We start from the raw sequence: 19,186 nt of genomic DNA on the forward strand, positions 1-19,186 counted from the left end.
CAAATGGGTGAATCATTTATTATTATTTTGGCGGCCGTTGCCGTCTTTGTTTTCGTGCTCCTCATCGGGTTGTTCAAGCGCTACAAACGTTGTCCGTCCGATAGAATATTGGTAGTGTACGGTAAGGTAGGCAAAGGTAGCGACTCAATGGGACGTTCCGCCAAGTGTATACATGGGGGTGCAGCGTTCATCTGGCCTGTTATTCAGGATTATGAATTTCTGGACCTTACTCCAATTTCTATAGAAGTTAATCTGACCAATGCCCTGAGTAGACAAAATATTCGAGTAGATGTGCCATCACGCTTTACCGTGGGTATTTCTACTGAAGAGGGCATAATGACTAATGCCGCTGAACGACTTCTGGGACTGAGCCAGCAAAATATTCATGATCTTGCCAAAGACATCATTTTTGGCCAGTTGAGGCTTGTAGTAGCCACTATGGATATTGAAGAGATCAATAGTAACCGGGATAAATTCCTGGCTAATGTGGCTTCAAACGTAGAGGCAGAGCTAAAGAAAATTGGTTTGAAACTCATCAACGTTAACGTAACTGATATTAAAGATGAGTCAGGTTACATCGAGGCATTAGGTAAAGAAGCTGCGGCCAAAGCCATAAATGATGCCCGAAAGAGTGTAGCTGAAAAGAATAGAGATGGTATGATCGGTGAAGCTAATGCTGTACAGGAGCAACGGGTGAAGGTAGCCGATGCGGATGCCAGTGCTGTGGAAGGTGAGAACCTGGCAAAGATCAAAGTAGCACAATCAGAAGCAGCTCGAAGGGAAAAAGAAGCTGAAGCGCAGAAAATAGCTATAGCAGCAGAAAAAGTACAGTCTGCAAAAGCCCTTGAAGAAGCTTATGCTGCAGAACAGGAAGCTGAAAATGCCCGTGCCACCAGAGATAAAGCTTCGCAAACAGCGGATATAGTAGTGCCCGCGCAAATTGATAAGGAGAGAGTGGAGATAGCCGCAGAAGCAGAAGCTGAAATGATCAGAAGAAAAGCGAAGGGTGAAGCTGATGCTATTCTATTTAAAAAGCAGGCAGAAGCCCAGGGTCTTTTTGAGATACTTACCAAACAGGCGCAAGGTCTGGAACAAATAGTGAAAGCAGCGGGCAACAATTCTAAGGATGCCGTGTTACTTTTAGTTGCCGATAAACTGCCAGAGCTTGTTAGAATGCAGACAGAGGCAATCAAAAACATTAAGATCGACAAGATCACTGTATGGGAAAATGGTAGTGAAAAGGATGGTAAGACATCAACTGCCAATTTCATTTCAGGAATGTATAAGTCCGTTCCACCATTGCAGGAGATGTTCAATATGGCCGGAATGGAATTGCCTGAATACCTAAAAGGTAAATCTCCGGGAGAGATACAAAAGATGGCAGAGGAGGTAAAGGAAAAACAGGAGAAAAAAGCTCCTGGCAAACCCAAAACACCACCTGAAGAGGGTAAGTAGCCTTTTTTAACCCTCCAAGTGTTTAAACCCTTGGAGGGTTGAACTCATCAACCAAAAACCACCTTCTGTCTTTTCAAAATCACCTGTGCCTTCTCACTGATCACCGCAGCCACCGATCGCTTTTCAATTCTACACTCCAACCATGAAATAATATCGAAATAGATAAAAGCCCGCTTTTCATAAGGGTTGTTCTGCAAAGGCAACAATTGCTTTCGCAGCTTTTTGAATTCCGGGATAAGCTGATCTTCAGTAAAATGGTAGCTTAGCTTTTTGAGGAACTTGAGGATGTGCCGTTGGAAATCGTACATGTCATCCTTCTTTAAAAGGAACCTATAAGTAGAACGGATGTAGTAATCAATAACATCCACATTGCCCAATTCATAGTGGCTGATGAGGTTTACAATCCGTGCAAAAGAGTGAATGTCTTCCCGGATATCCACAGCCTCCGAATTGATGATCTGGTTGAGCCAGTAAATCGCCTCCCGGTAATCGCCATTGCCGAAATACAAACAAGCCATCTTATAGTACATAATTAGTGTGGAGTGGTTATCCAATTGCGCTATGATCTGCTCAATCCTGGGTTTGATCTTATTGAGCAGTCTAACGCCAATGGCAAAATCTCCCAACATAAAGAAACGGTTGAATTCATGCACATAGGTATATTTTAATAATTTCAACCTAATATTTTCATTCATTACATTTTTAGGAAAGTGCCGGATCTGGCGCAACTGACGGCTGGTTTCTACAAATTCGTAGTATTTGTAGAGCTTATATTGAGCTATCATCAGATTGTTGATCGCTCTGATGTACATTTCCACCTTGGAAACACGTATTTCTTTGTGCTTGTCAAATAAGGCAACCCACTTTTTTGCAAAGCGGTAACCATTCTTAAAGTCCTGAATAAAAAAATAGTAGTTGACAAACAGGCTATACAGATTTAACTTCTCATTTAGAGAAAGCTCCTCCTCTTCATAAACAGGAAGACTGATATTGAACATGTTAACGATCTTTTCATAGTCCGATTGGTTACGGATGAAGCCAATTTTGAAGTATAGCGAATTCAACTTTACCGATAAATTGGTAAAAGTATTGATGTTATTGATCCGGTTGTTGGTATCCTGTACCTCTGCAATAATTCTGTTTACCCGTACCTGGTTGCCGGGCCCCAGCGTTTGGGTGAGCACATTCTTTTCCCACTTCAGTATTTCAAGCTGAAGCTCCAGGTTGTCCACCTTAGAAGCCTGTTTTTTAGCTTTTTTTAATACAGTGGCGCATTGGTCGTATAGACTTCTGTTGAATAATATCTGTGCATGGTCGATCATCTCCCTGATCTCTATATCCAGGATGGACGATTGGCTGTACTGGCGCACACTTTGTAAGATCTTCTTGTAAAGATGAGCCTTCAGGTTGGAGAGTTGCTTTGGATTGATGTTAGGATCCTTCTTGAGTAAGTTATCTTCATCAAACTCCTTTTGTGCGTCAATCAGGTCAAAAAGACGAAGATATTTGGTGCTACCTCCGTTGCCCTCCTTACTTACAGATAGCCTGAAGTAGCGCTTTTCACTTTTCTTGAGTGACTTTATAAGCTGGAATAAAGCGTCTGATTTTTCCTTAGACATCGTAAATAAAGATAATTAATTATTTCCCACAAGTTAGTTATTAGCTATTCCTCATCCAAATTGTACACTTTAGAAATTGTAAATAAGCAATTTTTAGGTCTTTATTCGGGCTCTTATTCAAAGTACTTTTGATATAACAAAACGTTAAAAAAGGGCAAGAAATACGAGAAATATGACCAACCGAATTCAAATTTTCGATACTACTTTAAGAGATGGAGAACAGGTGCCAGGCTGCGGATTATCAAAGAAAGAAAAGATAATAATAGCCAGAGCCCTCGAAGACCTCGGGGTAGATATCATAGAAGCCGGCTTCCCTATTTCCAGCCCCGGAGACTTTGAAGCCGTTAAGGCTGTTTCAAAGGAAGTGAAGGACGTCACAGTCTGCGCCCTTTCAAGGGCAGTGCAAAAAGATATAGAAGTTGCCGCGGAGGCATTGAAATATGCCCAAAGACCAAGAATACATACAGGAATAGGCACTTCCGACCAGCATGTATTTACAAAAATAAAAACTACCAGGGAAGATATTATCGAACGAGCCAGAGCATGTGTAAAGCATGCCCGTAAATTCGTTGATGATGTCGAATTCTACGCAGAAGATGCCGGAAGAACGGACAATGAATTTCTTGCTCAGGTAATAGAAGCCGTTATTAAAGAGGGAGCTACAGTGGTCAATATTCCGGATACAACGGGTTACTGCCTGCCCGAAGAATATGGAAAAAAGATCAAATATTTGGTTGATCATGTGGATGGCATCGACAAAGCCATTATTTCTACACATTGTCACAACGATCTGGGCCTTTCAACAGCCAACAGTATTGAAGCGATAAAAAACGGTGCCCGCCAGGTAGAGTGTACTATTAACGGTATTGGTGAAAGAGCCGGAAATACCTCACTGGAAGAGGTAGTCATGATATTGAAAAAACACCACTGGCTGAATTATGAAACGGGCATCAACACCAGACAACTTTACCCGATCAGTCAGTTGGTGTCTACTACTATGAAAATGCCGGTACAGCCAAATAAGGCTATAGTTGGCAGCAACGCTTTCGCACACTCTTCAGGCATTCACCAGGATGGTGTTATCAAAAACAGAGACAACTATGAGATCATCGACCCTGCCGAGGTAGGCGTGAATGAATCTTCCATCATACTCACCGCTCGTAGTGGTAGAGCCGCTCTTAATTTCAGGATCGGAAAGCTGGGAGTTCAGTTGAGTAAAGATGAGCTGGAGCATGTCTACGAGCGATTTTTACAGGTGGCAGACAGGGTTACTATTGTGACTGATGCGGAGCTTAAAAATCTGGTGAGCAAATATTTAATAACCAACGTTAATTTTTAAAAGACAGATGGCCGGGAAGACCTTATTTGATAAAATATGGGATAAGCATGTGGTACATGAGGTTGAAAATGGACCACAGGTACTTTATATAGATCGTCACTTTATTCATGAAGTTACAAGTCCACAGGCGTTTGACGGGCTACGTAAGCGCGGCATAGGTGTTTTCAGACCGGCACAGACTGTGGCTACAGCGGATCATAATGTGCCTACGGAAAATCAGCACCTGCCCATCAAAGATGAGCTTTCAAGACGCCAGGTAGAAGCGCTGATCAGCAACTGTAAGGAATTTGGGGTTGAGCTCTACGGGCTTGGGCATCCGTGGCAGGGCATTGTTCATGTTATTGGTCCCGAATTAGGTATCACTCAACCAGGAATGACCATAGTTTGTGGTGACAGCCATACGTCAACACATGGAGCTTTTGGAAGTATCGCTTTCGGAATAGGTACCAGTGAAGTAGAGCAGGTATTTGCCACACAATGCGTGCTTCAGAAAAAACCAAAGAGACTGAAAATTGACATCAACGGGGAGCTTAAAAAGGGAGTGGTTTCCAAAGACATTATACTTTACATTATTTCACAACTCACCACAGGTGGTTGTACGGGTTACTTTGTGGAATTTACCGGTTCTACTATTAAAAGTCTTTCCATGGAGGCCCGTATGACCATCTGTAATATGAGTATAGAAATGGGAGCCCGCGGAGGACTTATCGCACCCGATGAGACCACCTTTGAATACCTCAGGGGAAGGGAATTTGCTCCAAAGGGTGAAGAGTGGGATAAAAAAGTGGCAGAATGGCAGCAGTTAAAAACCGATGAGGATGCTGCCTTTGATAAGGAATACCACTTCAGTGCAGAGGATATCGAACCTATGATCACCTACGGTACCAACCCGGGTATGGGGATCGGCATTGCACAAAACATCCCGATGACCTCTAATGGGCATACAGACCCTGCTTTGAGAAAAGCATTGGAATACATGGATCTCAAAGGCGGAACACAACTACTGGGCAAGAAGATCGACTATGTGTTCATCGGTAGCTGTACCAATTCCAGGATAGAAGATCTGAGGATGGTAGCTGACCTGGTAAAGGGCAAGAGAAAGGCTGACCATGTTCATGCAATGATCATACCCGGTTCCAAGCAGGTGGAGCAGCAGGCACGGCGGGAGGGGTTGGACAAAATATTGGAAAGCGCCGGTTTTGAACTACGTCAACCAGGCTGCTCGGCATGTTTGGGTATGAATGAAGACAGGGTGCCCAAAGGAAAGTATTGCGTGTCTACTTCAAACAGAAATTTTGAAGGAAGACAAGGGCCGGGAGCCAGGACAATGCTGGCCAGTCCGTTGACAGCCGCTGCGGCAGCACTGAATGGTTATATCACTGACGTAAGAGAAATGATCAACTAACTATGGAGAAGTTTACCACATTAATATCTACTTGTGTGCCGCTGCCTTATGAGGATATAGATACGGATCAGATCATTCCGGCCAGGTTCCTAAAGGCAACTACCCGTGAGGGCTTTGGCGATAAATTATTTTGCGATTGGCGCTATGACGAAACCGGAAAGCCTGATCCTGACTTTGTCCTGAATCAGGATAAATATAAGGGCAGCATACTGGTGGCGGGAAAAAATTTCGGCTGCGGATCGAGCCGCGAGCATGCTGCCTGGGCTATCCATGATTTTGGATTTAAAGTGGTGATATCCAGTTTTTTTGCTGACATATTTAAGAACAATGCCTTAAATAATGGATTGCTACCTGTACAGGTTACTGAATCATTTTTAAATAACATATTCAGTATCCTGGATGATGACCACGAAGCACAGATCAAAGTAGACCTTGAGAATGAAGAGGTGACACTGATGGAGTCAAACCTGACGGAAAACTTTGAGATCAACCCTTATAAGAAGCTTTGCCTTCAAAAAGGATATGACGATATAGATTTCCTGCTTAGCAAGCTTGAGCAGGTAGAAGCATTTGAGTTTAGTTTAATGAAAGTGTAAGACGGTCCCGAAGGCCTCTAAACGGGTTTAGGTTGGAATCACCTTCGGGATCAGTTTTACCAATTTGATATCTATGAGAAAGAAGATAGCAGTATTGCCAGGAGATGGAATAGGGCCTGAAGTAACAAAGCAGGCAGTAAAAGTGCTGGATGCCATTGCCAGAAGGTTCGGACATAATTTTGTGTACGAAGAAGGATTGGTAGGCGCTGCAGCGATCGATGCCACTGGAAATCCTTTTCCTGATGCTACGGAGGCTATTTGTCAGCAGTCCGATGCTATATTATTCGGAGCTATTGGCGATCCTAAATACGATAATGACCCCAAGGCTAAGGTACGGCCCGAACAGGGGCTGCTGGCTATGCGGAAGAAGTTGGGCTTATTTGCCAACGTAAGGCCGGTAAAAAGCTATAAAGCACTGCTGCCCATTTCACCGTTGAAAGAAGAGATTATCGATGGTACAGATTTCGTTGTTTTCCGCGAGTTGACAAGCGGAATATATTTTGGCCAGCCCAGAGGCAGGTCGGAAGATGGTAAAAGTGCATTTGATACCTGCAATTATTCTTCTGATGAGATCATTAGAATTGCCAGGCTGGCATTTGATGCTGCAAGGAATAGAAATAAAAAGGTGACGCTGGTAGATAAGGCTAATGTATTGGCTACTTCAAGATTGTGGAGAGAGACAGTACAGGAACTGGCGCAGGAGTATCCTGATATTACCCTTGATTTTATGTTTGTGGATAACGCAGCCATGAAGATCATTCAAAATCCTCGTGATTTCGATGTGGTGCTGACGGAAAATATGTTTGGCGACATCATTACCGATGAGGCGTCTGTTATTGCAGGGTCCTTAGGTATGCTTCCCTCTGCATCGATAGGTACGCAGCAGAGTTTATTCGAGCCTATTCACGGTTCTTATCCACAAGCAGCGGGGAAGAATATAGCCAATCCTTTTGGAGCTATTTTGTCGGCAGCTATGCTTCTTGAATATTCATTTAAACTGATAGAAGAAGCGAATACCATAAAAGAAGCTGTATTACAAGCCATGGACGAAGGCTTTGTTACAGAAGATATCAACAAAAAGACGGCTTTAAGTACTGAAGAAGTTGGAGATAAAGTAGTGGGTTTTATTAATCAATTGGCAGTTGCATGATAGTGATGTTATGAAAAAAAAATATGAAAGCCGTTGCGATTTTAAAAAGTATTTGATTAGCTTTATTTCACGGAAGAAAAATGAAGAACCAAATTATCATATCCCTAGTCATTGTTAGCGTCATTATTATGGCCGCGAAAGGGGATTGGTGATTTTACTAAATAATAGAAAATTATTGAGCGCCATCCCCCAGGGATGGCGCTTTTTTTATACCCAATTTTTAATGAACACAACTTTTAAAGCTATGTATTACACCAAAGACACAACAGTTTTCCAGGACGGCAAATGGTTAAAAGCCGCGGATGCAAAAGCAAGTTTGTATGACCAGACCCTGCACTATGGCACGGGAGTATTCGAAGGTATCAGATCTTATAAAAATGAAAATGGATGCAATATTTTTAAAGCCAGAGAGCATTATGACAGGCTTTTATATTCCGCAGATAAGATGCACCTGAAAGTGCCTTACACTACAGAAGAGCTCGTAGCGATCACCTATCAGCTTTTAGATAAAAATAATCTTCGGGATGCGTACATCCGTCCTCTTGTTTATTCCGGGCCCTACATGGGGTTAACTCCTTCCGATGAGGTCCACGTGTTCATAGCGGCCTGGGAATGGGCCAAATATTTGGGTTACAAGCCTTTGAATGTCATGGTGTCTTCATATCAAAGGCCAAATCCCAAATCATGCCATGTCGAGGCAAAAGTTGTGGGTCATTATACAAATTCAGTGTTGGCAACTACAGAAGCTAAGCGTCTTGGGTATGACGAAGGCTTGCTGTTGGATATGCACGGGCATGTTGCCGAAGGTGCGGGCGCTAATTTTTTCTTTGAGAAAAATGGGATCCTGTACACGCCACCTGCGGGTAACATTCTGCCAGGTATCACCCGTGCCACCATCATGGAGCTGGCGCGTGACCTGGATATAAGAGTTGTGGAAAAACATATCACCGTTGATGAAGTGTATGAGGCTGACAATGCCTTTTTCACCGGAACGGCTGTTGAGGTAGCGCCTATAGCCTCCCTTAACGGAGTAAAATTTACTGGTACATGGGAAGATTCAGCAGGGTATAACCTGTACATGATGTACCGTCAGAAAGTAAAATTCAGTGAATATCAAGGGTTGACAATAGTTTAAAAAATGCAAAAGGTATTAAATAAATATAGCCAACAAGTAACACAAGATCCTACACAGCCGGCAGCGCAGGCAATGTTACATGCCATAGGCCTTACCGATGAAGATCTCAAGAAGCCGCAGGTTGGCATTGTTAGTACAGGTTTTGAAGGTAATCCATGTAATATGCACCTCAACGACCTGGCCAGGTTAGTGAAGAAAGGTACGATCAGCAATGAGCTGGTAGGGCTGATATTCAATACAATAGGCGTTAGTGATGGTATATCCATGGGTACTCCGGGAATGCGATACAGCCTTCCTTCCCGGGATATTATTGCTGATTCCGTTGAAACAGTTGTAAATGCACAATCCTATGATGGCCTTGTGGCCGTGGTTGGCTGTGATAAAAATATGCCAGGCGCTATGATCGCCATGGGTCGTCTTAACCGTCCGGCCATTTTGATCTATGGTGGTACCATAGCGCCAGGCTGTTATCGCGAAGAGCGATTAGATGTGGTATCAGCCTTCGAAGCGTTGGGTAAGAAAATAGCTGGAACCATCACCCACGAAGATTTTCAGGGGGTGGTGTCAAATGCCTGCCCCGGGCCGGGAGCTTGCGGTGGCATGTACACTGCCAATACCATGGCATCGGCCATAGAAGCCATGGGGTTGAGTTTACCATACAGTTCATCGAGCCCCGCACAAAGTCCTGATAAGGAAGATGAGTGCGTGAGAGCGGGAGAGGCCATTAAAAAATTGATTTATAAGGATATCAAACCCAGAGATATTGTCACGAAAAGATCGTTTGAAAACGCTATTGCGCTAATCACTGTACTTGGCGGGTCTACAAATGCTGTATTACACCTGCTGGCTATTGCCAATGCATTTGAAGTGCCATTAGAGCTTACGGACTTTCAAAAGGTGGCGGCCAATACACCCTACCTGGCAGACCTGAAGCCCAGTGGTAAATACCTGATGGAAGACCTACACAAAGTAGGAGGTATCCCCGCGGTAATGAAAATGATGCTCGAGGAAGGGCTTCTTGATGGTGACTGTATGACGGTGACGGGTAAGACCATAAAAGAAAATCTTAAAAATGTTGAGAGTCTGAAGGACGAACCAAAGATCATCCATGGTATAAACGAACCCATAAAACCTTCGGGACATATCAGGATACTTAAAGGCAATCTGGCTCCTGAGGGCGCTGTGGCTAAGATCACTGGCAAGGAGGGTGAATTTTTTGAAGGCCCGGCAAGAGTCTTTGAAGGAGAATTTGAGGCCAATGATGGACTTTCAAATGGACAAGTGAAAGAAGGCGAGGTTATCGTTATCCGCTATGAAGGCCCCAAAGGTGGACCTGGTATGCCGGAAATGCTGAAGCCTACGGCCGCTATTATGGGAGCAGGGCTTGGCAAAAGTGTAGCGCTGATCACCGATGGTCGTTTTTCCGGAGGTACCCACGGCTTTGTTGTAGGCCACGTGACACCGGAAGCACAGGAAGGAGGACCACTGGCTCTGGTTCGAAATGGAGATATCATCAGAATTGACGCATCTAAAGACACAATTGAGGTGTTGGTAGATGACGCTGAACTGGAAGAAAGAAGAAAGAAATGGACAGCTCCAGCACTGAAAAAGACGAGTGGAGTGCTTTACAAATACGCAAAAAATGTTTCATCCGCATCTCAGGGATGCATAACCGATCTATAACTATGCAAACGCTAACAAAACCAGTTGGACTTGAATTAGAACAAGCACAAATGATGACAGGCGCAGAAGCCGTCATCCAATCACTTCTGGCAGAAGGCGTGGATACAGTCTTTGGTTATCCCGGAGGTGCTATCATGCCTGTTTATGATGCCTTGTACGACTATCAGCATTTTCTTAACCATGTTTTGGTGCGACATGAGCAGGGAGGAATACATGCTGCTCAGGGCTACGCCCGGGTAAGTGGAAAGGTAGGAGTGTGCTTCGCTACATCCGGGCCTGGAGCTACAAATCTGATTACTGGACTGGCAGACGCCATGATCGATTCCAATCCATTGGTATGTATCACAGGACAGGTGGCATCGCATTTGTTGGGCACTGATGCTTTTCAGGAAACCGATGTTGTGGGTGTCTCTATGCCCGTAACGAAATGGAACTGTCAGGTAACTAAAGCAGAGGACATTCCTGCTGCTATCGCCAAAGCATTTTTTATTGCCAGGTCAGGCCGGCCCGGACCAGTGTTGATAGACATTACCAAGGATGCACAGTTTGGAAAGCTGGCATTTCACTACGAACCGTGTCAGTTGGTAAGAAGTTATGTTCCCAAGGTGAAATTAGACCTTGAGCAGGTGCAAAGAGCTGCTGAACTGATCAATAATGCTAAGAAACCATTCCTCCTGGTGGGGCAGGGTGTGATCATCTCTCAGGCGGAAAGAGAATTGCTGCAATTAGTAGAAAAAGCAGGCATACCTTTCGCCTGGACGCTGATGGGGCTATCTGCCGTACCCACCGATCATGAATTGGGAATGGGTATGCTGGGGATGCATGGCAATTATGCACCGAATGTAAAAACCAATGAGTGCGATATACTTATTGCAGTTGGGATGCGCTTTGATGATCGCGTGACTGGCGATGTCAGTAAATATGCGAAGCAGGCGAAAGTAATCCATATTGAGATTGACCCTGCTGAAATAGACAAGAACATAAAGGCAGATGTACCCGTGGTGGCGGATGCTAAAGAAGCGCTGCAAGCCCTTGTAGAGATGGTTCATCCAAATGACCATAGTGCGTGGGTTAATGAGTTTCATGAGAAAAGGGCTATAGAAGTGGAAAAGGTCATTACCCAGGACTTGTTTCCTCAAAAAGAGGGATTAACCATGGGCGAAGTGATCAGGCGCGTTTCTGATCATCTTAATGGCGATGGGATACTCGTTACTGATGTGGGACAGCATCAGATGGTAGCATCTCGCTATTTCCAGTTTAAAAAATCGAGGAGCAATGTTACCTCAGGGGGGCTGGGTACTATGGGTTTTGCCCTGCCGGCTGCTCTGGGCGCCAAGCTGGGGAGTCCCGATCGCGAGGTAGTAGCTGTTATTGGCGATGGAGGTTTTCAGATGACCCTTCAGGAGCTGGCCACCATTTTTCAAACGCAGGCGGCTGTGAAGATCATCATCCTGAATAATAATTTTCTGGGCATGGTACGCCAGTGGCAACAGTTATTCTTTGAGAAGAGATATTCTTTCACAGAGATGACCAACCCGGATTTCATCAAGATATCCGAGGCCTACGGCATTCCTGCTACGAAGGTGACCCTGCGAGAGGATCTGGATAAAGGAGTTGAAGCCCTTTTGAGTTCTGATGGACCTTTCCTTCTCGAAGTAGTAGTAGAAAAAGAGGACAATGTATTTCCTATGGTTCCCAGCGGAGCATCTGTTTCAGACATAAGATTAGAATAAAAATGATACGAAAATATACCATAAGCATATTTACCGAAAATTTCATCGGCCTGCTTAATCGCATAACCATCATATTCACTCGCAGGCACATTAATATAGAAAGCCTGACCGTCTCTGAATCCGAAGTGAAAGGCGTACATCGCTACACATTTGTGGTTAAATCGGAAGAGGAGAAGGTAAAGAAGCTGGTGAAGCAAATCGAGAAGTTGGTAGATGTATTGAAGGCGTTCTATTATACCAATGAAGAAACGGTATTCCAGGAAATAGCCTTGTACAAGGTTTCCACCGCCGGGTTGAAAGAAGGCCGCAATTTCGAAAGGCTGATCCGTGAGCATCATGCACGTATGCTCACTGTGGAAGCAGAATTTGTGGTGATCGAGAAAACGGGCCACAAGGAAGAAACACAGGAGTTGCTCCGCCAGCTACAACCTTTTGGGGTGCTGGAGTTTGCCAGATCAGGGCGTGTGGCCGTGACAAAACCCATGAAGAGGCTTTCCTCCTACCTGAAGGAAATGGAGGAAGATCAATTACAATTGACTTAACTATTAACTATAAATTTTATTAAGCTATGGCTAAAATTAATTTCGGTGGAGTTACCGAAGAAGTGGTGACAAGAAGTGAGTTTCCCCTTGAAAAAGCACGAGAGGTGCTGAAAGATGAGACTATTGCCGTTATCGGTTATGGTGTACAGGGTCCGGGGCAGGCATTGAACCTGAAAGACAATGGGTTTAATGTAATTGTTGGGCAAAGGAAAAATTCAAAAACATGGGACAAAGCTGTCGCTGATGGCTGGGTGCCCGGTGAGACACTTTTTGAGATCGAGGAGGCTTGTGAAAGAGGTACTATTATCCAGTACTTGCTATCTGATGCCGGACAGATCACACTTTGGCCAACCATTAAGCCTTATTTAACAGCAGGCAAGGCATTGTATTTTTCTCATGGATTTGGGATCACGTATAAAGAGCGCACAGGCATAGTTCCTCCCGCTGACATCGATGTGATACTTATTGCACCTAAAGGATCAGGAACTTCTTTGAGAAGGATGTTTCTTGAAGGTAGGGGTTTAAACTCAAGCTATGCAATTTTCCAGGATGCTACAGGAAGAGCCAAAGAGCGCGTTGTTGCTCTGGGAATAGGTGTAGGATCAGGCTACCTGTTCGAAACTACCTTCAAAAGAGAAGTATATAGCGATCTTACGGGTGAAAGAGGCTCGTTGATGGGAGCGATACAAGGCATTTTTGCTGCTCAATACGAAGTGTTGCGTGCTAACGGACATACACCCTCTGAAGCTTTCAACGAAACAGTGGAGGAGCTGACACAATCACTGATGCCTTTGGTTGCTGAAAACGGAATGGACTGGATGTATGCCAACTGCTCTACCACAGCCCAAAGAGGCGCTTTAGATTGGTGGAAGAAGTTCAGAGATGCTTCCAAACCGGTTTTTGAGGAATTGTACAAAGAGGTAGCCCAAGGCAACGAAGCTCAAAAGTCTATCGACAGCAACAGTAAATCTGACTATCGCGAGCGTCTTGAGCAAGAGTTGAAAGAACTACGGGAATCAGAAATATGGAGAGCCGGAGCAGAAGTAAGAAAACTTAGACCGGAGAGAGCTTAAACATAACGTGAATTCCAATAAATAATCTCGACAAAGCCTGTCATCCTGACGGAGGAAGGATCTTTCTAAGGCCATGCGTGCGGTCTGGTTTTCTTAGTGAGATTCTTCGTGCCTTCAGAATGCCAGTAAAGGGCGTTTTTGACCTTTCAGGACTTGCTGTAAATGCTTTCAGCAGTCCTTGATGCATTGCGTTTACTTAAATAAATAAAATTATGCCTCAGACAACTACAGGTAGAATTACAATAGATAACATATTGGCTGCAGCGGAGAACCTGAAAGGTATTGCCATCAGGACTCCGCTGATGCCTAACCCTCACCTTTCAGAGCGATATGGTGCCAATATTTTGTTGAAAAGGGAGGATTTGCAGGTGGTGAGGTCCTACAAGATCCGTGGGGCATATAACAAGATCCAAAGCCTTTCTGAAGAGCAACTGAAGAATGGTGTAGCCTGTGCCAGCGCTGGGAATCACGCCCAGGGTGTGGCATTAGCTTGTAGTAAAAAGAAAATAAAAGGTACCATCTTCATGCCTTCGCCAACTCCAAGTCAGAAGGTGAACCAGGTGAAGATGTTTGGAAAGGAGTACGTGAAGGTTGTACTAACAGGGGATACCTTCGATGATGCCTTTCATGAAGCCCTGAAATTCTGTGAAGAAGGAGACGTGGCTTTTATTCCTCCTTTTGACGATGAAAAAATAATTGAAGGACAAGCCACTGTAGGCAAAGAGATCATTGAAGATAGCCATGAGTCTATTGATTATCTGATACTACCCATTGGTGGGGGAGGACTTGCTGCGGGATTGGCCAGTTATTTCAAAGTACTCTCTCCTTCAACAAAAATCATTGGTGTAGAACCGGCCGGTGCCCCGGCTATGAAAGTTTCCATAGAAAAAGGAGAGGTGGTCACCTTAGATAATATCGATAAGTTCGTTGATGGTGCGGCTGTGAGAAGAGTTGGAGACATTACTTTTGAAATATGTAACGAGCTCTTGGATGAAGTAATTACGGTATCCGAAGGGCAGGTATGTGGGGAAATTTTGCGTCTTTATAATGAGCAGGCGATAGTTGTAGAGCCAGCGGGGGCATTAGCAATTACGGCTTTGCAATCGTTACGAACCGATATAAAAGGGAAGAATGTAGTATGCGTTGTCAGTGGTAGTAACAACGATATTACCCGTACCATGGAAATAAAGGAGAGGTCCCTTTTGTACGAAGGGCTTAAGCACTATTTCATTGTCAATTTTCCGCAACGAGCCGGAGCTTTACGCGAGTTTCTGATAGACGTATTGGGACCTGATCATGATATTACCCATTTCGAATATTCAAAGAAGAACAGTAGGGAGCAAGGCCCAGCGCTTATTGGCATAGAGCTCCAAAACAGAGATGATCTTCAACCTCTGATGGATCGTATGGCCACCAAAAGGTTCAAGTTTGAGTACGTCAATGATCAGCCTCAGCTTTTTCATTATTTGATTTGATCGAACTTGTTGCTGTCTGTATATTTGGCTTGTAAATATTTTTTAATTAACTGATTTGATGAAAGATAAATGGAACAAAATAAAATTAATAAATCCGCCCATATTATGAAAAGGCGGATTTACTAATTTGTTAGTTCCAGTTGAGGAAACGTTTTGCTCTATTGTTAAGGGCATATTTCTCCTGGCTGGGGTGATCGTCCCCACTGAAGTACTGAAATTGTTTTGCTTTCTGCACCCGCACCACTAATGGTAACAGTACCGAATCTGGGCTCACAGAGCTGATAATTTTGCCCTACATTTATTGTGAATGATCCATTATTCGTTCCACTTGCAGGTGATACCGATATCCAGAAACTGTCATCAGTGACCGTCCATGAAGTGTTGGAACTAACTGTGATGGTTTTGCTGCCTGATAAATTGGAAAAATTGACTGAAGTAGGAGATACACTTAAAGTGGCATTGGGAGGAGGAGTCTGATCTGAATATAAATATTTTAATGCAGTCACATCATAGTTGCTAAACTGTCCGCTCACATACGAGTTAAAACATGACAGCATCACTGAGCTCATATCTATGTTGGTATTGGAGGGAGTGCCAGGAATATGAACTGCGCCATAACCGGCATCTCCTTCATTGCCCCCTGAACCGCAGGAAAGCGACCTGTTGAAATAATCAGTATGCCGAAGTCCAATACAGTGACCAATCTCATGGATAAGTACGTGTCTGGTTACAACTGTTCCATAGTTGCTTGTACCAGACTGTATGTATACAGTATGATATGGATTTCCTCCTGAAGGAAAACCAGCCATACCTCCTCCAGCACCCGATGATCGGTATACTACAATATCATAATTGGATGTATTTGTGCCAAAAGCCAAGGTGAAGGTTAGATTCAAATTTAAGTTATTGTAGCTTTGCACTGCCATTTCTAAAGCGGTTCGCATGGTATTATCGAGATAGGTACTGTTGCTGCCACTACCATAATATCCTAGTACCTTAATTGTTCTCGGTGCATTAACCAGATTCCATGTATGATATTGTTCTGTGGTTGGTCCATCACCCAGATCAGCAAGCATAGCTTTAAATTCTTTGGGGGATATCATGATATCATTTTCCAAAATGTAGAAATGCTCCAAATCTTGAGTGATGGGGTTAATTACTTTTTCGGATCGAATATCACTTGCGTCAAATCCGAGTTTATAAAACTGAGACTTAAGTGCATCAGTAATTTCAAGTCGATCTTCCTGGGGCTCTATGCTATGGTCTTCTGTACAGGAGATCATAAAAACATGCAGGAGGGTAAATGCTCCCAGTAATAGGATTTTGATCATTTTCATAATAGCTGGTTTTTTGGGTTAGAAATTAATTTCACCGAGAAGTTACGTAAAGGTGGACGTTAAAAGAATCCCCGAAACTGGTCATTTTTTTCTTTAATGGTTTGTTGGTACACGTGCAGTAGTGCACTGCACGTTACTTTTTATTTTTATACAGCAGTTAATTTCTCTATTTTGCATATTGTGCAGCAACACCTGAAAAAATATAAGCTTTACTTAAGTGTCTCCATTGGCATTGTTGTGCTGGTGATGTACTATTTCTTATTAACTCAACCATTGTTTCAAGATCCATACTCAACGGTGATAGAAGCGAAGGATGGCCGCCTTTTAGCCGCTACTATTGCCAGTGATGGTCAATGGCGTTTTCCTGAAATGGATGCCGTGCCGGAAAAATTTGAGAAAGCGCTCCTTTATTTTGAGGATGAAAATTTTCACTATCACCCCGGAGTTAATCCCTTTTCTCTAGCCAGGGCAGCCTGGCAAAATCTTCAGGCAGGGAAAGTAGTAAGTGGAGGTAGCACCATCACCATGCAGTTGGTCAGGCTGAGCAGAAAGGATAAGCCACGTACGCTGTGGCAAAAGCTGGTGGAATTGGTGTTGGCTACCCGTGTAGAACTCGCTTATTCTAAGGAAGACATATTGGCTATGTATGCCTCTCATGCACCATTTGGAGGTAATGTAGTGGGGCTAAATGCAGCCACCTGGCGATATTTCAACCGGGAACCGTATGACTTGTCATGGGGAGAAGCCGCATTGCTTGCCGTGCTGCCTAACAGCCCCGCACTCATACACCCGGGAAGAAACCGTGGCGAATTAGAGGCGAAAAGAAACCGCTTGCTGAACAAATTGCAGGCTGTAGGTATCATAGACTCGCTTACTAACCAATTGGCACAGTCGGAATCTATTCCTGACGAACCGGTACCACTTCCACAGTTAGCTTCGCATTTACTGACCAGAGTTGTCAATGACGGAAAGAAACAGCAGAGAGTGCAAACAACGATAGACGCAGGGTTGCAACAAAAGGTGAACACCATATTGGCGAGCCACCATCGTTTTTTAAAAGCCAACGAAGTACATAATGCTGCTGCTATCGTGGCAGATGTCAATTCGGGGCAGGTTCTGGCCTATGTAGGAAATGTACAGGAAGCAGGATATGATCATAACAGTCAGGTCGATATAATTACGGCAGCCAGAAGCACGGGAAGTATTTTAAAGCCTTTTTTGTACGCAGCTATGTTGGATGAAGGACAGTTGTTGCCTTCAATGCTGATTGCTGATGTGCCGGTATTTATCAACGGCTTCGCACCAAGGAATTTTTCTAAATCGTATGATGGCGCCGTACATGCTGATCGTGCACTGGCTCGGTCCCTTAATGTTCCGGCTGTTCAAATGCTTAGGGAATATCGCTATGAAAAGTTTCATAGGCTGTTGCAAGAGTTGGGTATGGCCACACTTCAACATTCGGCGGATCATTATGGATTGGCTCTGATACTAGGAGGCGCAGAGGGAAGTTTATGGGATATTGCAGGTATGTATGCAGGTATGGCCAGAACTTTAAACCATTATAACCAGCATTTTGATAGCTACAGGTATCACGATAGCAACTTCCGCCCGCTTAGCTACACAGGTGATCTGTCTACTCAGGAAAGAAGTAAAACCGGGTTGTTAAGTGCCGCATCTATTTTTCACACCCTTAATGCCTTACTAGAGGTGTACAGGCCAAATGAGCAGATGTCATGGAAAATGTTTGACTCTTCTCAGAAGATTGCCTGGAAAACCGGAACGAGCTTTGGGTACCGTGACGCATGGGCAGTAGGTGTTACATCAAAATACGTGGTAGGGGTGTGGGTTGGAAATGCTGATGGAGAGGGCCGACCTGGACTAACGGGTATTGATGCAGCGGCACCGATTATGTTTGACATATTTGACCTTTTCCCCCAATCTAAGTGGTTTGGCGCACCTATGGATGAAATGATGAAAATACCCATATGTCGTGCTAGTGGTTATAAGGCATCTGAAATTTGCGATATCATTGATACACTAAATATTGTAAAATCCGGATCACGAACGCAACAATGTCCATTTCATCAATTAATACACCTTGATCAGACCGGCTTGAGAGTTAATTCTGATTGTCAGCCTGTTGCTAAGATGTCTCACAAAGCCTGGTTTCTTCTGCCTCCTGTACAGGAATACTACTACAGATCGAAAAATCCATCCTATAAAAAGGTGCCACCATTTCGTGGCGACTGTGGAAGTAGCAATGAAACTGTCGCTGCGATGGAATTGATCTACCCTAAACCCCATTCTGTAATATTTATTCCGAAGGAATTGGATGGCACTGCCGGTAGTGCAGTGTTTGAGGTGGCACACCGCCATGCCGAAAAAACAGTGTTCTGGCATTTAAATGATGAGTTTATTGGCAGTACAAGTCGTATTCATCAGATGATGATTAATCCAGGAGCCGGTAAGTACAGACTTACACTTGTTGATGAGGAGGGGCAATCAGTGACTCAGCCATTTGAAGTTATTTCTGAAAGATGAGTTGTTTTTAATGATCTATTACTGAAACAATTTCAGTGAGAAAATTCCAATGTGATGTCTCTGGAAACACCAATGTCTGCGTTACGCTCGTCCCAAAAAATGC

14 protein-coding genes are annotated in these 19,186 nt (G+C 43.9%); 12 read left to right on the top strand and 2 right to left on the bottom strand.

Annotated elements, in window-relative coordinates; all coding sequences use genetic code 11:
• Positions 1–3: 3 nt before the first annotated feature.
• The gene (locus C900_RS08365) at positions 4–1,455 is read left to right on the top strand and encodes a flotillin family protein (RefSeq protein ID WP_009579311.1); all 1,452 of its coding nucleotides are present in this window, start codon (positions 4–6) and stop codon (positions 1,453–1,455) included.
• A 47-nt stretch (positions 1,456–1,502) separates the two neighbouring features.
• Here the strand turns inward: C900_RS08365 and C900_RS08370 are convergent, their stop codons facing one another.
• The gene (locus C900_RS08370) at positions 1,503–3,074 is read right to left on the bottom strand and encodes a hypothetical protein (protein WP_009579312.1); all 1,572 of its coding nucleotides are present in this window, start codon (positions 3,072–3,074) and stop codon (positions 1,503–1,505) included.
• A gap of 172 nt (positions 3,075–3,246) precedes the next feature.
• Between C900_RS08370 and C900_RS08375 the strand changes: the two genes are divergently transcribed.
• From C900_RS08375 to ilvA, 10 genes are all read left to right on the top strand, one after another.
• Positions 3,247–4,413 carry a 2-isopropylmalate synthase gene (locus tag C900_RS08375; protein ID WP_009579313.1) on the top strand — a complete coding sequence of 389 codons (1,167 nt, stop codon included), beginning with the start codon at positions 3,247–3,249 and terminating at the stop codon, positions 4,411–4,413.
• Positions 4,414–4,420: 7 nt separating this feature from the next.
• A complete protein-coding gene (leuC, locus tag C900_RS08380) occupies positions 4,421–5,818 on the top strand; it encodes a 3-isopropylmalate dehydratase large subunit (RefSeq protein WP_009579314.1) in 1,398 nt (465 codons plus the stop codon).
• A 2-nt stretch (positions 5,819–5,820) separates the two neighbouring features.
• Positions 5,821–6,414 carry a 3-isopropylmalate dehydratase small subunit gene (leuD, locus tag C900_RS08385; RefSeq protein WP_009579315.1) on the top strand — a complete coding sequence of 198 codons (594 nt, stop codon included), beginning with the start codon at positions 5,821–5,823 and terminating at the stop codon, positions 6,412–6,414.
• Between the two features lie 73 nt (positions 6,415–6,487).
• On the top strand, positions 6,488–7,564 hold the full coding sequence (leuB, locus tag C900_RS08390) for a 3-isopropylmalate dehydrogenase (RefSeq protein WP_009579316.1): 1,077 nt from the start codon (positions 6,488–6,490) through the stop codon (positions 7,562–7,564).
• Positions 7,565–7,787: 223 nt separating this feature from the next.
• Positions 7,788–8,699 carry a branched-chain amino acid transaminase gene (locus tag C900_RS08395; RefSeq protein WP_245558409.1) on the top strand — a complete coding sequence of 304 codons (912 nt, stop codon included), beginning with the start codon at positions 7,788–7,790 and terminating at the stop codon, positions 8,697–8,699.
• Positions 8,700–8,702: 3 nt separating this feature from the next.
• A complete protein-coding gene (gene ilvD, locus C900_RS08400) occupies positions 8,703–10,382 on the top strand; it encodes a dihydroxy-acid dehydratase (RefSeq protein WP_009579318.1) in 1,680 nt (559 codons plus the stop codon).
• A gap of 2 nt (positions 10,383–10,384) precedes the next feature.
• Positions 10,385–12,115 (top strand): biosynthetic-type acetolactate synthase large subunit, encoded by a 1,731-nt coding sequence (gene ilvB / locus C900_RS08405; protein ID WP_157493948.1) that lies wholly within the window; start codon positions 10,385–10,387, stop codon positions 12,113–12,115.
• 2 nt (positions 12,116–12,117) lie between these two features.
• Positions 12,118–12,657, top strand: coding sequence for an acetolactate synthase small subunit (gene ilvN, locus C900_RS08410; RefSeq protein WP_009579320.1), 540 nt, complete (start codon positions 12,118–12,120; stop codon positions 12,655–12,657).
• A gap of 26 nt (positions 12,658–12,683) precedes the next feature.
• Positions 12,684–13,730, top strand: coding sequence for a ketol-acid reductoisomerase (gene ilvC, locus C900_RS08415; RefSeq protein ID WP_009579321.1), 1,047 nt, complete (start codon positions 12,684–12,686; stop codon positions 13,728–13,730).
• Positions 13,731–13,942: 212 nt separating this feature from the next.
• On the top strand, positions 13,943–15,205 hold the full coding sequence (ilvA, locus tag C900_RS08420; RefSeq protein ID WP_009579322.1) for a threonine ammonia-lyase: 1,263 nt from the start codon (positions 13,943–13,945) through the stop codon (positions 15,203–15,205).
• A 164-nt stretch (positions 15,206–15,369) separates the two neighbouring features.
• Here ilvA and C900_RS08425 read toward each other — a convergent pair whose 3' ends face one another.
• Positions 15,370–16,542: a M57 family metalloprotease gene (locus tag C900_RS08425; protein ID WP_009579323.1), complete on the bottom strand. Its 1,173-nt coding sequence runs from the start codon at positions 16,540–16,542 to the stop codon at positions 15,370–15,372.
• Positions 16,543–16,722: 180 nt separating this feature from the next.
• Between C900_RS08425 and pbpC the strand changes: the two genes are divergently transcribed.
• Complete coding sequence (pbpC, locus tag C900_RS08430) at positions 16,723–19,083, top strand: penicillin-binding protein 1C (RefSeq protein ID WP_009579324.1); 2,361 nt, start codon at positions 16,723–16,725, stop codon at positions 19,081–19,083.
• Positions 19,084–19,186: the final 103 nt, after the last annotated feature.

This window comes from Fulvivirga imtechensis AK7 (genome assembly GCF_000331535.1).
Taxonomy (GTDB): Bacteria; Bacteroidota; Bacteroidia; order Cytophagales; family Cyclobacteriaceae; genus Fulvivirga; species Fulvivirga imtechensis.

Coding starts and splice junctions, on each gene's coding strand:
- leuC (WP_009579314.1), top strand. CDS start 4,421: ATGGCCGGGAAGACCTTATTTGATAAAATATGGGATAAGCATGTGGTA.
- C900_RS08370 (WP_009579312.1), bottom strand. CDS start 3,074: ATGTCTAAGGAAAAATCAGACGCTTTATTCCAGCTTATAAAGTCACTC.
- C900_RS08365 (WP_009579311.1), top strand. CDS start 4: ATGGGTGAATCATTTATTATTATTTTGGCGGCCGTTGCCGTCTTTGTT.
- ilvN (WP_009579320.1), top strand. CDS start 12,118: ATGATACGAAAATATACCATAAGCATATTTACCGAAAATTTCATCGGC.
- ilvD (WP_009579318.1), top strand. CDS start 8,703: ATGCAAAAGGTATTAAATAAATATAGCCAACAAGTAACACAAGATCCT.
- C900_RS08395 (WP_245558409.1), top strand. CDS start 7,788: ATGAACACAACTTTTAAAGCTATGTATTACACCAAAGACACAACAGTT.
- ilvB (WP_157493948.1), top strand. CDS start 10,385: ATGCAAACGCTAACAAAACCAGTTGGACTTGAATTAGAACAAGCACAA.
- ilvC (WP_009579321.1), top strand. CDS start 12,684: ATGGCTAAAATTAATTTCGGTGGAGTTACCGAAGAAGTGGTGACAAGA.
- C900_RS08375 (WP_009579313.1), top strand. CDS start 3,247: ATGACCAACCGAATTCAAATTTTCGATACTACTTTAAGAGATGGAGAA.
- ilvA (WP_009579322.1), top strand. CDS start 13,943: ATGCCTCAGACAACTACAGGTAGAATTACAATAGATAACATATTGGCT.
- leuD (WP_009579315.1), top strand. CDS start 5,821: ATGGAGAAGTTTACCACATTAATATCTACTTGTGTGCCGCTGCCTTAT.
- C900_RS08425 (WP_009579323.1), bottom strand. CDS start 16,542: ATGAAAATGATCAAAATCCTATTACTGGGAGCATTTACCCTCCTGCAT.
- leuB (WP_009579316.1), top strand. CDS start 6,488: ATGAGAAAGAAGATAGCAGTATTGCCAGGAGATGGAATAGGGCCTGAA.